This window comes from Micromonospora sp. NPDC023956 (genome assembly GCF_040639195.1).
GTDB lineage: Bacteria > Actinomycetota > Actinomycetes > Mycobacteriales > Micromonosporaceae > Micromonospora.
Genome location: NZ_JBEZZN010000011.1, coordinates 96,465 through 108,587 on the forward strand (window position 1 = coordinate 96,465; position 12,123 = coordinate 108,587).

Consider the following 12,123-nt stretch of genomic DNA (forward strand, 5'->3'; position numbering starts at 1 on the left):
GCCAGCGCCGCCGGGCTGATAGCGACGAAGATTATCAATAACAATTACGCTGAGTCAATCCGATTGTCGTCACTGTGGACGTTTCGGCGCGTCCCTGAGAATGCCTCTGAGCTGCACTTACTGGAAATCCGTTCCCATCGCGCCGGCAGGTGTGGCGACATCATCCTGGCCCGTCGTCAACCCAGCGTCACGGCGGTGGGGTGCGGTCGGACGGTTTGCGGTGACGCCCCGGTGACGCCGGTCTGGGCATCGTGTCGGCAGTCGTCCGGCCGCGTGCGGCGCGGCGTCCGCCGTAGGGAGAGGGCCTTCATGGAACGTTCGCTGATCGTGGCGAAGGTGCTGCCGACCGCGGAGTCGCGGGTCGCCGAGATCTTCGCCGAGTCGGACGCGACGGAACTGCCGCGTCTGGCCGGGGTGCGTCACCGGTCGCTGTACCGGTTGGACGACCTCTACGTGCACCTGCTGGAAACCGACTCGGCGGGGGAGGGGGCGGTGGAGACCGCCCGCCGGCACCCCGAGTTCACCCGGATCAGTGACCGGTTGCGGCCGTTCATCTCCCCGTACCTGCCCACCTGGCGGTCCCCCCGCGACGCGATGGCGCGCTGCTTCTACCGCTGGGACGCCACCGGCCACGGGGGACGGCCCTGACCGGGAACGGCCGGCCCGGGTCGGGATGATCCCGCCACCGTCCCGTCCCGGGTGCCGGCAACCCGTACCGCCCCCGGCGCGCCGCCCGCGCCGCGGCTGCGGCTCCCACAGCTGAGGAGGATCCCATGACCGTCACCCGAGGACCGGCCGGAACGGCCCTGACCACCGAGATCACCGACATCCTGGTCGCGCACTGCGGCCTCGACCCCGCCGCCGCGGCCCGTGCCCCGGACGCCTGCCTGGCCGAACTCGGCATGGACTCGCTGGCCCTGCTGGAGTTGCAGGCCGTGGTCGCCGACCGGTACGGCGCGGGGATCCCCACCGAGACGGGTCACCTGAGCATCCCCGCCGTCGCCGAGCTGGTCGCCGGGCAGCGCGACCCGTCCGGGCGCGCCGGTACGCCGGCGCCCCGGGAGCCGGTCGACCCGCCCGGCCACACCGAGAACAGCATCGTGATCAACGCGCCCCGGCGGCTGGTCTGGGACCTCACCAACGACGTGGAGACCTGGCCCGACCTGTTCACCGAGTACCGGTCGGTGCAGGTACTCCACCGCGACGGGAACACGGTGCGGTTCCGACTGACCATGCACCCCGACCCGGACGGCACGGTGTGGAGCTGGGTCAGCGAACGCACCACCGACCCGGCCACCTGGCAGGTCCACGCGCACCGGGTGGAGACCGGACCGTTCGAGTACATGCGCCTGCACTGGCGCTACGACACCCTGCCCGACGGGGGCACCCGGATGACCTGGATCCAGGACTTCCACCTGCGGCCCGACGCGCCCCTCGACGACCGGGGCATGGAGGACCGGCTCAACACCAACACCCGGGAACAGATGGTGATCATCCGCGACAAGGTCGAGCGGACCGCCCGGCAACGGGGACTGGAGGTGGACGACGATGAGTGAGACCGCCGACCGGGTCGTCGCGGCCCGGGACGTCTGCGCCGACCGGCGGCGCGGCGCGGAGCTGCGGGTGCTGCTCGGCCCGAAGACCGTCGGCGCCACCTCCGGGTTCATGGGGGTGGCGGCGCTGCTGCCGGGCGAGCGCATCGCCGAGCACTACCACCCCTACAGCGAGGAGTTCCTCTACGTCACCCGGGGCGCGATCACCGTCGACCTCGACGACCGGCCGGTGCCGCTCGCCGCCGGGGAGGCCCTGTTCGTGCCGGTCAACGTCCGGCACCGGCTGCGCAACACCGGCGACGAACCGGCCGAGGTGGTGTTCCACCTGGGGCCGCTGGCGCCCCGCCCGGAACTGGGCCACGTCGACACCGAGGTCGTGGAGGCGTCGCCGTGACCGGGCGCCGCACGGTGGTGACCGGCATCGGGGTGGTCGCCCCGGGCGGCGCCACCCGGGACCGGTTCTGGAAGACGATCACCGAGGGGCGCACCGCCACCCGTCGGATCACCTTCTTCGACCCGTCCCCGTTCCGGTCCCGGATCGCCGCGGAGTGCGACTTCGACCCGGACGCGGCCGGCCTCACCCTCGCCGAACGGTGCCGCGCCGACCGGTACGTCCAGTTCGCGCTCGCCTGCGCCGCCGAGGCGCTCGCCGACAGTGGACTGGACCTCACCGACGCGCTGCGGGACACCACCGGGGTCGTGCTCGGCTCCGCCGTCGGCGGCACCACCGCCCTCGAACAGGAGTACGTGCGGGTCAGCGACCACGGCGCGCACTGGCTGGTCGACCCGGGCCGCGCCGGCCCGTACCTCTACCAGGCGCTGGTGCCCAGCAGCCTGGCCGCCGACGTGGCCTGCCGGCACGGGCTGCACGGCCCGGCGCAGGTGGTCTCCACCGGCTGCACCTCCGGCATCGACGCGATCGGCTACGCCCACCAGCTGATCACCGACGGCGAGGCCGAGGTGGTGCTCGCCGGGGCCGCCGACTCGCCCATCTCGCCGGTCACCGTGGCCTCGTTCGACGCGATCCAGGCGACCAGCCCGGACAACGACGACCCGGCGCACGCCTCCCGGCCCTTCGACAACGACCGGCGCGGGTTCGTCCTCGCCGAGGGGGCGGCCGTGCTGGTGCTCGAGGAGGCCGGACACGCCCGGCGGCGTGGCGCGCACGTCTACTGCGAGGTGGTCGGCTACGCCAGCCGCAGCAACGGCTACCACATGACCGGCCTGCGTCCCGACGGACTGGAGATGGCCCTGGCCATCACCGACGCCATGCGGCAGGGCCGGCTCGACCCGACCGACGTGTCGTACGTCAGCGCGCACGGTTCCGGCACCCGGCAGAACGACCGGCACGAGACCGCCGCGTTCAAGCGGGCCCTCGGCGAGGCCGCGTACCGGGTGCCGATCAGCTCGATCAAGTCGATGGTGGGGCACTCGCTCGGCGCGATCGGCTCGATCGAGATGGCCGCATGCGCCCTGGCCATCGAGTACGGGGTGGTGCCGCCCACCGCGAACTGGGTCACCCGGGACCCGGAGTGCGACCTGGACTACGTGCCGAACGTCGCCCGGGAACTGCCGGTCGACGTGGCGCTCTCGGTGGGCAGCGGCTTCGGTGGCTTCCAGTCCGCGTTGATCTTCCGTCGGCTCGCCGGGGCGGTGCGGGAGTGAGCTCCCGGGCGGTGGTCACCGGTATCGGGGTGGTCGCCCCGAGCGGCATCGGTGTGGACGCGCACTGGCGTACGGTGACCGCCGGCACCCGGTCGACCGGGCCGATCACCCTCTTCGACCCGGACGACCGCTACCCGACCCGGATCGCCGGCGAGGTGCCCGGCTTCGTCGCCACCCGGCACGCCGACAGCCGGCGGCTGGTGCAGACCGACCGCTGGACGCACCTCGGGTTCGCCGCCACCGCGCTCGCCCTCGCCGACGCCGGGCTGCCCGAGCGGGCCCCCGACCCGTACGGGTACGCGGTCACCCTGGCCAGCTCCTCCGGGGGCAACCTGTTCGGCCAGCGGGAGCTGCAACGGCTCTGGAGCGGGCCGTCCCGTACGGTCGGGGCGTACCAGTCGATCGCCTGGTTCTACGCGGCCAGCGTCGGGCAGCTCTCCATCCACCACCAGTTCAAGGGGCCGTGCGGGGTGCTGGTCACCGAGTCCGCCGGTGGGCTGGACAGCCTGGCGCACGCGGTGCGCACCGTCCGGCGGGGCACCCCGGTGGTCATCGCCGGGGCCACCGAGTGCCCGCTGAGCCCGTACGCGTTGGCCTGCCAGCTCCGCTCCGGACTGCTCAGCCCGGTCGACGACCCGGAGCGGGCGTACCGCCCGTTCGACGTCGACGCCAGCGGGTACGTGCCGGCCGAGGGCGGCGCGGTCTTCGTGGTCGAGGAGCACGGGCACGCCCTGGACCGGGGGGCGCGGATCTACGGCGAGGTGACCGGCTGGGGCGCCACCCACGACGCGGCGCACACCACGGCGGAGACCGCCGGTGACCCCGTCCAGTACGCCCGCGCGGTCCGGCTGGCTCTGGACCGGTCCGGCGTGCATCCGGACGAGGTGGACGTGGTGCTGCCGGACGCCCTCGGCACGCCCCGTCACGACCGGGCCGAGGCCGAGGCCCTGCGGGCGGTGTTCGGCACCCGGCCGCCCCCGGTCACCACCCAGAAGCCGCTCACCGGCCGGGCCCACCAGGGCGGTTCGGCGTTGGACGTGGCGACCGCGCTGCTCGCCCTGCATCACGGCCAGCTGCCCGTCTCCGCCGGGCCGGAGCACCCGGCGGACGGCTGTGAGCTGGACTTCCTGCGTCGGCCACGGTCGCCGGAGAGCGGGATCGCGGTGGTGTGCGCCCGTGGCTTCGACGGCTTCAACAGCGCGCTGGTGCTGCGCGGGGCGCGGTCGGCCGGTGAGGACGGCGGGGGACCATGACCGGACGACGGGCGGGTGTGCCGTCCCGGGTGCACGCCCAGCCCTGCGCACCCGGGGCGGCCTGCGCGGTGCCGGCGGGGGCCGGCGTCGCGCACCGGTGAGGCGGACCGGGGCGGGCCCGTCGGCGTTCCCGTCCGGGTCCGCCCCGGGTGACGGCGGCCGGCACCTGCCCCGGCGTCGGCCGCCGACCGCCGGGACGACGAGGGACGACGATCCGTCGTACGATCGGTCCGTGCTGCCTGATCGGACGGTCACAGGGGACAGCCGCCCCAGGGGTGCTCAGCTGGACGATCCTGCCGTGCCGACCGCCATCCGGCAATAGGGTCCGCCGCTCTAATTGATCTAGCCATTCGCATCTGGTCAGGCCTCGGACGGCTGTCGTAGGGTTCCCCGCAGCAAACAATCAGACGCACTCGATGGGCGTGTTCGCCCTACTTTGTGCTGGGCGCTGGGCGGCGGTGACGATGGTGCGTTCGGCCGAAGATCCTGCGGTGGCGGATCCGGGTTGGGTGGACGACGTCCTGCTCGCCGGCCCCGCCACGGACATCTGTCTGCGGCTGCCCGAACCGGTGGACCGGGGCACCCTGCGCCGGCTGGTCGCCGAGGCGCAGGCCGGGCTCGCCGCAACCGGACTGCGTCCCGGGGGCGCCGTCGCGCTGCGGCTGCCCCCCTCGCTCTCCTATGTGGTGCACCTGCTCGCCACCTGGCGCAGCGGCGGCCAGGCCGTCCTGCTCGACCACCGGCTCACCGACTACGAGGTCGACCGCGCGCTGGACCGCCTCCACCCGCAGGTGGTCGTCGCGCCGGTGCGGACCGGCGGCGGTGCGCTGCGGGTCTTCGTGGACGTCACCCCCGGGCTCACCGCCCACTCGGACCGCCCGGCCGGCAGCCCGCACGCGGTGGTCCAGCTCAGCTCCGGCTCCACCGGACCCTCCAAGGTGATCGGACGCACCGCCGCGGACCTGGTCGCCGAGGTGCGCCGCTACACCGAGATCGACGGTGTCGCCCGGCCCGGTGAGCGGATCATCCTGCTGCCGTCCATGGTGCACGTCCTCGGGCTGGTCGGCGGGCTGCTCTACGGGCTGCACGCCCGGGTGGAGCTGGTGCCGCCGGAGCGGCTCAGCGGGGACGCCGTGCTCGCCGCCATCGCCGCGCAGGACTCGCCGGCCACCGTCCTGGGCGTGCCGTTCCACATCGGCCTGCTCGCCTCCACCCGGCCACCCGCCCCGCTCCCGCAGTTCACCCGGATGACCACCGGCGGCGAACTGGTCCCGGCCGCCGTCGCGCAGGCCTTCGCCGACCGGCACGGCGTGCCACTGGGCAACATGTACGGGATGACCGAGGTCGGGGTCATCGGCACCGACCTGTACGGCCGGCACCGTCCGTCGATCACGCCCGCCCCCGGCATCGAGGTCCGCGAGGTCGACGGTGAACTGCTGGTCAGCTGCCCGGCCTCGCCGTACGTGGGACTGTCCGACCCGACCCGGTGGGCCGACGGCTGGCTGCACACCCGCGACGCCGGCACGGTCGACCCGGTGACCGGCCTGGTCACCGTGCGGGGACGGCTCGACTCGCAGGTCAGCGTCGGTGGCCTGAAGGTCGACCTGACCGAGGTCGAGGCGACCGTCGCCGCGCTGCCCGGGGTGAGCGCCGCCGTGGTGGTGTACGACAACGGCATCACCGCCTACGTCCAACCGGACGGATCCCTCACCGAGGACGCCCTCGACCGGCAGCTCGCCGAGCGGCTCGCCGGCTACAAGCGCCCGCGCACCCTGCACCTGCTGGATCAACTGCCCCGGACCACCACCGGCAAGCTGGTCCGCTCGACCGAGGCGCTCCGGGCGGCCACCTCATGACCGGGGTCCCCGACGTCGACCACGACGACCTCCCGGGGTGCCCCGCCGACCGCCACGGCCAGCACCAGCTCCGGCCCGGCCGGCGGGTGACCCACCCACAGCCCACCGCCGCCGGGTACCGGGCGCAGCAGGGGGCCCGGTCCGTCCGGCCGGGGCACCGGGCGGGCGAGCCCACCGTCGCGCAGACCGACGCCGAGGGCCTTGCCCACCGCCTCCTTCGCCGTCCAGAGCAGCAGGAAACCCTCGGCCCGGTCGGCGTCCGGCCGCCCGCGCAGCCACGCCACGGCCGCCGGGTCGAACCACCGGCACGCCAGCGCCACCGCCGGCACCGGCCGACGACGCTCGACGTCCACCCCGACCGGGGCGTCCCGGCAGGCGGCGACGGCCACCACGCCGTCGACGTGACTGACGCTCACCGGCAGCTCCACGCCGCCGCCCCGGACCCGGCGCCCGCGCGCCTCCCGCTCTACCGAGAGCTCCGACCCGTCCCGGCCGAGCAGTGCCACCCCCGCGTGCACCAGCAGCCGCCGCGTCACCTCCGGCTGACCGCCGCAGGTACGGCTGATCCACACGTACACGGTGTCCCGACCGGGCACCGGTAGCTGGCTCACGGAAAAGAGGATATCCCCATGTCCGACGAGGTCCGCACCTTCGTCATCGAGCAGCTGACGGACATGAACTACGACGTCGAGGACGTCGACGACGACACCACGCTGGGCCCCGCCGGCGTCGACCTGGAGTCCCTGGCCCTGGCCGACCTGGCCGTGCGGGTCGAGGACCGGTACGGCCTGACGTTCGCCGACGACGAGAACGAGAAGCTGGCGCTGATGACGGTCGGCGAGTTCACCCGGATGGTGGCCGACCGGGTTTCCGCCGGGGCCACGAGCGACGTCGCCTGATGGCCGCCCACCCCGGACCCGAACGGGCGGAGCTGGTCGAGATGCTCGCCGAGCTGACCGGCAAGCCGGTGTCCGAGGTGCCCGAGCGGCTCGGCTCGATGGAGCTGGCCTGGCTGGTGCACCTCGTCGAGCAGCGCTACGACACCCGCCTCGACCTCACCGACGACCAGCTCGCCGGGATCCGCACCGTCGACGACGCCCAGGAGGTCTTCCGCACCTGGCTGACCGCCCCCGCAGATGGCTGAGCGGGGTGTCGTCGCCCGCGTCACCGGTGTCCACGCGACCAGCGCCCTCGGCCGGGGAGCCGGGGCGCAGCTCGCCGGTGTACTCGCCGGGGAACCCGGGTTCGGACCGGTGTCCCGCTTCGACACCGCCGGCCGGCGGGTGGACCGGGCGGCGACCCTGACCGACGTCGGCCCGCTCGCCGACGAGCTGGCCGACGCGGTCGACGCCGCCTGCGCCGACGCCGGGCTCACCGGCACCGACCGGGGCGCAGCGGCCCTGCTGCTGGCCGTGCACGGCGGGCCGGACGCCGGCCCGCTCGCCGCCGGGCTGGCCGGGCGCGCCGGGATCGGCGGACCCCGCCGGGTCTACACCACCGCCTGCGTGTCGGCCAGCTCCGCGGTGGCCGACGCGGCGGCACTGATCCGGCGCGGCGACGTCGACCGGGTGGTGGTCGCCGCCGGCTACCTCGTCGAACCCGACCAGTACGCGCTCTTCGACGCCGGCCGCGCGCTCGCCACCGACGGGGCGGTCCGCCCGTTCAGCGCCGGCCGCACCGGGCTGCTGCTCGGCGACGGGGTCGCGGCGCTGGTGCTGGAGTCCGCCACGGTGGCCCGCCGGCCGCGGGCGGACCTGCTCGGCTGGGGCCGGGCCGGGGACGCCTTCCACGCCTGCCGGCCCGACCCGCAGGGTCGCGGCCTGGCCCGGGCGGTCGACGCGGCGCTGCGTCGCGCGGGCCTGCCCGCCGAGGCGCTCGGGTACGTCAACGCCAACGCCACCGGCACCGGCTTCAGCGACGCCTCCGAGGCGAACGCGCTGCGGCTGGCGCTGGGCGCGGCGGCGGACCGGGTGCCGGTCAGCTCCACCAAGGCGCTGCACGGGCACGCCCTGGAAGCGTCCGGACTGCTCGAACTGGTGGTCACCGTCCTCGCCGTACGGCACGGGAAGCTGCCGGTCAACGCCGGCTTCCTCGGCCCGGACGAAGGGTGCCCGCTGGACGTGGTCCTGCACGCGCCCCGCCCGGCGGCGACCCCGTACGCGCTCAGCCTGAACGCCGCCTTCGGCGGCGCGAACACCGCCCTGCTGGTCGGTGCGGTATGACCGCGACGACCGCCGGCACGTCCGCGACGACCGCCGGCACGTCCGCGACGACCGCCGGCACGTCCGCGACGACCGCCGGCACGTCCGCGACGACCGCCGGCACGTCCGCCGGCACGTCCGCCGGCACGACCGCCGGCACGACCGCCGGTCGTCCGGCCGACGACGGGTCGGGCGGGCGGACTCCGGCCGCGCACCGGGTGCTCGCCGAGGCCCGCTGGCCGGAGCCGGGCGACGCCGCGCCACCGACCGTGCCCGGGTTCGTGCACTCCACGTTCCCGCCGCTGGTCGCCGCGGTCGCCGACCGCTGCCTGACCCGGCGGCACGGCGACGCGCCGGCCCCGCCGCAGGTCGGCGCGCGGACCGCCGTGCTGCTGGTCAGCGCCAGCGGCGACCGGTCCAGCGCCGACCACGTGCGGGCGACGGTGGCCGCCGGTGGCCGACCGGGACCGCTGTTCTTCTTCCAGTCCGTGCCGAACAGCGTCGCCGGGCACGTGGCGGCGCGCTGGGGACTCGGTGGGCCGGTGGTCTGCCTCAGCCCCACCGGAGACTCCCGCGCCGACGCGACCGCCGCGGCGGACCTGCTGCTGCACGACGGCGACGCGGACGAGGCGTTGCTGCTCCTCATCGAACAAACGGCGGACGGCGACCACGCGGTCGCGGTGCTGCTGGGGCAAGGAGAATCCGCATGCGTTCCAGGGGACTTCGTGGACGGCTCGCCGCCGACGAGCTGATCGGCGCGGGCAACGTGCTGGCCCGGGTGCTGGCCCACGGTGCCGACCCGGACGGCCCGGGTCTCACCTTCGACACGCCGGTCGACGGCCATCCGGCCGCACACCCGCTCACCCTCGGCCAGCTCGACCGGATGGTCGACGCCCGCGCGGCCTGGCTGCACGCCCACGGCGTCGGCCCGCGCGACCCGATCGCGGTTTGGGCCGGCACCGCCGCCGACATGGTGCTCAGCTACCTCGCGCTGACCCGCGTCGGCGCGATCCCGGCGCTGATGAACGGCCGGCTCCGTCCGGAGATCGCCGCCGAGTACATCCGCCGGCTGCGCGGTGCCGGGGTGCTCGCCGACGCCGCGCACACCGACCTGCTGGCCGGGCACGACCTCGGGGTGCCGCTGCTCGGCACGCCCGCCGAGGCCGGCACCGGCGACCCGGCCGCCGCCCCGCCGCCGTACCGGCACCACCCGGACGACCCGATCGTGATCACCCACACCTCGGGCACCACCGGCATCCCCAAGGCGGTGCTGCACTCGCACGCCAGCCTCTTCGCCGCCACCCGGCACCTGCTCACCATGCCGCAGGCGCAGGGCACCAGCCGGATCCTCAACGCGCTGCCCGCGCCGCACACCGCCACCGTGCTGATGGTCAACCAGGCCCTCGGCAACCGCGCGGAGATGTTCCTGCTCTCCGAGCAGAGCGGCGAACGGGTGCTCGACGCCATCCAGCGCTGGCGGCCGGACGGCGTGTTCGGCTTCTCGGTCACCTGGGCGGAGCTGGCCCGTTTCGACCTGTCCGGATACGACCTGGACTCGGTGCGGCTCTGGTTCAACACCGGCGACTGCTCCCACGAGCCGCACGTGCGCAGGCTGGTCGCGGTCGGCTCCCGGGACACCGTCACCCGCGAGGGCGTGCGGCGGGTGCCCGGTTCGGTCTTCGTCGACGGGCTCGGCTCCAGCGAGATGGGCCACTCGATGTTCCACATCACCCACCGCACCGACACCGACCGGTACGGCCGCTGCGTCGGCCGCCCGTACCGGTTCGCCCGGGTCGCCGTCCTGGACGCCGAGGGCAACCCGCTCCCGCCCGGCGAGGTCGGCTGGCTCGGCATCGACTCGCCGTCGCTGTTCCGGGGCTACTGGAACGACTCGGTGACCACCCACCGGTCCCGGCTGCGCGGCTGGTACCTCACCGGTGACCTCGTCCACGCCGACGACGAGGGGCGCTACTACCACCTGGACCGGGCGGTCGACTCCGTCGACGCCGGGGACGGGCGGCGCTTCTTCACCGCGCTGAGCGAGGAACGGGTCCTCGCCGCCTGCCCGGACGTCGTCGACTGCACCGCGGTCATCGTCCGGGAGGCCGACGGCGTGGTCACCGACGTGCTGCTGGAGCTGGCCGCCGGGGCGGACCCGGCGACCGACCGCACCGAGGCGGTGCGCGCCGCGCTGGGCCCGGACGTCGGGGCGACCCTGCGCCGGGTGGTGCCGGTGGGCGCCGAGGACATCCCGGTCACCGTCACCGGCAAGGTCCGCAAGGTGGTGCTGCGCGAGCGGTACCTGACGGAGTCGCCGTCATGACCGTGCTGATCACCGGGATGGGACTGTTCACCCCGGCCGGGCGGGGCGTCGCCGACACCTTCGAGGCGCTCACCACCGGGCGGTCCGGGCTGGGCCGTCCGCCGGCGGGCCACCCCGCCGAGGCGTCCCTGGAGGCCGGGGGGTTCCTGCCGGAGGTCGACCCGCGCACGGTCGCCTCCGGTCCGGAGACCCGGGTGCTGGACCGGACCGTGGTGCTGGCGCTGGTCACCGCCGCCGAGGCGCTCGCCGACGCCGGCATCGAGGCCGGCCGGGACGTCGACCCCGGCCGGATCGGGGTGATCGTCGGCGGGGTCGGCGGGATGGCCACCCTGGAGGCGCAGGTCGTCGCGCGGGCCGAACGGGGCCGGGCGGCGGTGAGCCCGTACCTGCTCACCGGCATCCTGCCGAACATGCCGGCGGCGCGGATCGCCATCGCCCACGGCATCCGTGGCTACGCCTCGTCGGTCGGCACCGCCTGCGCGTCCGGCGCGCAGGCCGTCGCCGACGGGGTCCGGCTGATCCGCTCCGGCGAGGCCGACGTGGTGCTGTGCGGGGCGAGCGAGGCACCGCTCTTCCCGACCTTCGCCGACACCTTCGGCAACGCCCGCGCCCTGGCCCGGGGCTGGGCCGACCCGACCGAGGCGAGCCGTCCCTTCGACCGGCGGCGCAACGGTTTCGTCCTCGCCGAGGGGGCCGCGCTGCTGGTGCTGGAACGCGCCGAGCACGCCGCCGCCCGGGGCGTGACCGGCTACGCCACGCTCGCCGGATACGGCGTCACCACCGACGCCCACCACCCCACCGCGCCCCGCCCGGACGGCACCGGCGCGGCGGAGAGCATGCGTCGCGCCCTGGCCAGCGGGGGCGTCGACCCGTCGGCGGTGGGCTACGTCAACGCGCACGGCACCGGCACGAAACTCGGCGACATCGCCGAGACCACCGCACTGGCGGCGGTCTTCGGCACCGGCGCGGTGCCGGTCAGCTCCACCAAGGGGCTCACCGGTCACCTGCTCGGCGCGTCCGGGGCGTTGGAGGCGGCGGTGACCGCCCTGGCGCTCGGCCGGGGACTGCTGCCGCCGACGTACCACCTGGACGATCCGGACCCGGACTGTCCGGCGGACCACGTCCGCACGGAGCCCCGCGTGGCCTCGCCGGAATACGCGCTGTCCAACTCCTTCGGCTTCGGCGGTCAGAACGTCAGTCTGCTGGTCGGTCGGGCCGCCGGGCCGGGGAGGTGACCGAGGCAGCACCCGGGCGGTGGGCCCGGTCCGTACC

General features: G+C 75.1%; 13 protein-coding genes. 12 read left to right on the forward strand and 1 reads right to left on the reverse strand.

Annotation, left to right across the window (positions count from 1 at the left end; all coding sequences use genetic code 11):
- Positions 1-309: 309 nt before the first annotated feature.
- From AB0F58_RS21255 to AB0F58_RS21280, 6 genes are all read left to right on the forward strand, one after another.
- Positions 310-648, forward strand: coding sequence for a TcmI family type II polyketide cyclase (locus tag AB0F58_RS21255; RefSeq protein WP_357145438.1), 339 nt, complete (start codon positions 310-312; stop codon positions 646-648).
- Between the two features lie 125 nt (positions 649-773).
- Entirely contained in the window at positions 774-1,556 is a 783-nt protein-coding gene (locus AB0F58_RS21260; protein WP_357145441.1) for an SRPBCC family protein, read from the forward strand.
- The gene (locus tag AB0F58_RS21265) at positions 1,549-1,947 is read left to right on the forward strand and encodes a cupin domain-containing protein (RefSeq protein ID WP_357145444.1); all 399 of its coding nucleotides are present in this window, start codon (positions 1,549-1,551) and stop codon (positions 1,945-1,947) included. Before AB0F58_RS21260 ends, AB0F58_RS21265 begins: the two co-directional genes overlap by 8 nt.
- On the forward strand, positions 1,944-3,218 hold the full coding sequence (locus AB0F58_RS21270) for a beta-ketoacyl-[acyl-carrier-protein] synthase family protein (RefSeq protein ID WP_357145447.1): 1,275 nt from the start codon (positions 1,944-1,946) through the stop codon (positions 3,216-3,218). The genes AB0F58_RS21265 and AB0F58_RS21270 overlap by 4 nt, the downstream gene beginning before the upstream one ends.
- Positions 3,215-4,471, forward strand: a complete 1,257-nt coding sequence (locus tag AB0F58_RS21275) for a beta-ketoacyl synthase N-terminal-like domain-containing protein (protein WP_357145450.1) — start codon at positions 3,215-3,217, stop codon at positions 4,469-4,471. The genes AB0F58_RS21270 and AB0F58_RS21275 overlap by 4 nt, the downstream gene beginning before the upstream one ends.
- 464 nt (positions 4,472-4,935) lie before the next feature.
- Entirely contained in the window at positions 4,936-6,327 is a 1,392-nt protein-coding gene (locus tag AB0F58_RS21280) for a class I adenylate-forming enzyme family protein (RefSeq protein ID WP_357145785.1), read from the forward strand.
- Here the strand turns inward: AB0F58_RS21280 and AB0F58_RS21285 are convergent.
- Complete coding sequence (locus AB0F58_RS21285; protein ID WP_357145453.1) at positions 6,258-6,938, reverse strand: 4'-phosphopantetheinyl transferase superfamily protein; 681 nt, start codon at positions 6,936-6,938, stop codon at positions 6,258-6,260. The genes AB0F58_RS21280 and AB0F58_RS21285 overlap by 70 nt on opposite strands.
- Positions 6,939-6,956: 18 nt before the next feature.
- Here AB0F58_RS21285 and AB0F58_RS21290 point away from each other — a divergent pair, with 18 nt between their 5' ends.
- The 6 genes from AB0F58_RS21290 to AB0F58_RS21315 all read left to right on the forward strand — a co-directional run bounded on the left by AB0F58_RS21290 (position 6,957) and on the right by AB0F58_RS21315 (position 12,086).
- Entirely contained in the window at positions 6,957-7,226 is a 270-nt protein-coding gene (locus AB0F58_RS21290) for a phosphopantetheine-binding protein (RefSeq protein ID WP_357145456.1), read from the forward strand.
- Positions 7,226-7,471, forward strand: a complete 246-nt coding sequence (locus AB0F58_RS21295; protein WP_357145459.1) for an acyl carrier protein — start codon at positions 7,226-7,228, stop codon at positions 7,469-7,471. The genes AB0F58_RS21290 and AB0F58_RS21295 overlap by 1 nt, the downstream gene beginning before the upstream one ends.
- On the forward strand, positions 7,464-8,549 hold the full coding sequence (locus AB0F58_RS21300) for a beta-ketoacyl synthase N-terminal-like domain-containing protein (RefSeq protein WP_357145462.1): 1,086 nt from the start codon (positions 7,464-7,466) through the stop codon (positions 8,547-8,549). The genes AB0F58_RS21295 and AB0F58_RS21300 overlap by 8 nt, the downstream gene beginning before the upstream one ends.
- Before the next feature lie 197 nt (positions 8,550-8,746).
- Complete coding sequence (locus tag AB0F58_RS21305; RefSeq protein ID WP_357145787.1) at positions 8,747-9,280, forward strand: hypothetical protein; 534 nt, start codon at positions 8,747-8,749, stop codon at positions 9,278-9,280.
- Positions 9,235-10,851 carry a class I adenylate-forming enzyme family protein gene (locus AB0F58_RS21310; protein WP_357145465.1) on the forward strand — a complete coding sequence of 539 codons (1,617 nt, stop codon included), beginning with the start codon at positions 9,235-9,237 and terminating at the stop codon, positions 10,849-10,851. The genes AB0F58_RS21305 and AB0F58_RS21310 overlap by 46 nt, the downstream gene beginning before the upstream one ends.
- A complete protein-coding gene (locus AB0F58_RS21315; protein ID WP_357145468.1) occupies positions 10,848-12,086 on the forward strand; it encodes a beta-ketoacyl-[acyl-carrier-protein] synthase family protein in 1,239 nt (412 codons plus the stop codon). The genes AB0F58_RS21310 and AB0F58_RS21315 overlap by 4 nt, the downstream gene beginning before the upstream one ends.
- The last annotated feature ends 37 nt before the right edge of the window (positions 12,087-12,123 follow it).

Bases quoted from the DNA above. Each gene is read 5' to 3' on its own strand.
- AB0F58_RS21255 (WP_357145438.1), top strand. From the start codon at position 310: ATGGAACGTTCGCTGATCGTGGCGAAGGTGCTGCCGACCGCGGAGTCG.
- AB0F58_RS21260 (WP_357145441.1), top strand. From the start codon at position 774: ATGACCGTCACCCGAGGACCGGCCGGAACGGCCCTGACCACCGAGATC.
- AB0F58_RS21265 (WP_357145444.1), top strand. From the start codon at position 1,549: ATGAGTGAGACCGCCGACCGGGTCGTCGCGGCCCGGGACGTCTGCGCC.
- AB0F58_RS21280 (WP_357145785.1), top strand. From the start codon at position 4,936: ATGGTGCGTTCGGCCGAAGATCCTGCGGTGGCGGATCCGGGTTGGGTG.
- AB0F58_RS21290 (WP_357145456.1), top strand. From the start codon at position 6,957: ATGTCCGACGAGGTCCGCACCTTCGTCATCGAGCAGCTGACGGACATG.
- AB0F58_RS21295 (WP_357145459.1), top strand. From the start codon at position 7,226: ATGGCCGCCCACCCCGGACCCGAACGGGCGGAGCTGGTCGAGATGCTC.
- AB0F58_RS21300 (WP_357145462.1), top strand. From the start codon at position 7,464: ATGGCTGAGCGGGGTGTCGTCGCCCGCGTCACCGGTGTCCACGCGACC.
- AB0F58_RS21310 (WP_357145465.1), top strand. From the start codon at position 9,235: ATGCGTTCCAGGGGACTTCGTGGACGGCTCGCCGCCGACGAGCTGATC.
- AB0F58_RS21315 (WP_357145468.1), top strand. From the start codon at position 10,848: ATGACCGTGCTGATCACCGGGATGGGACTGTTCACCCCGGCCGGGCGG.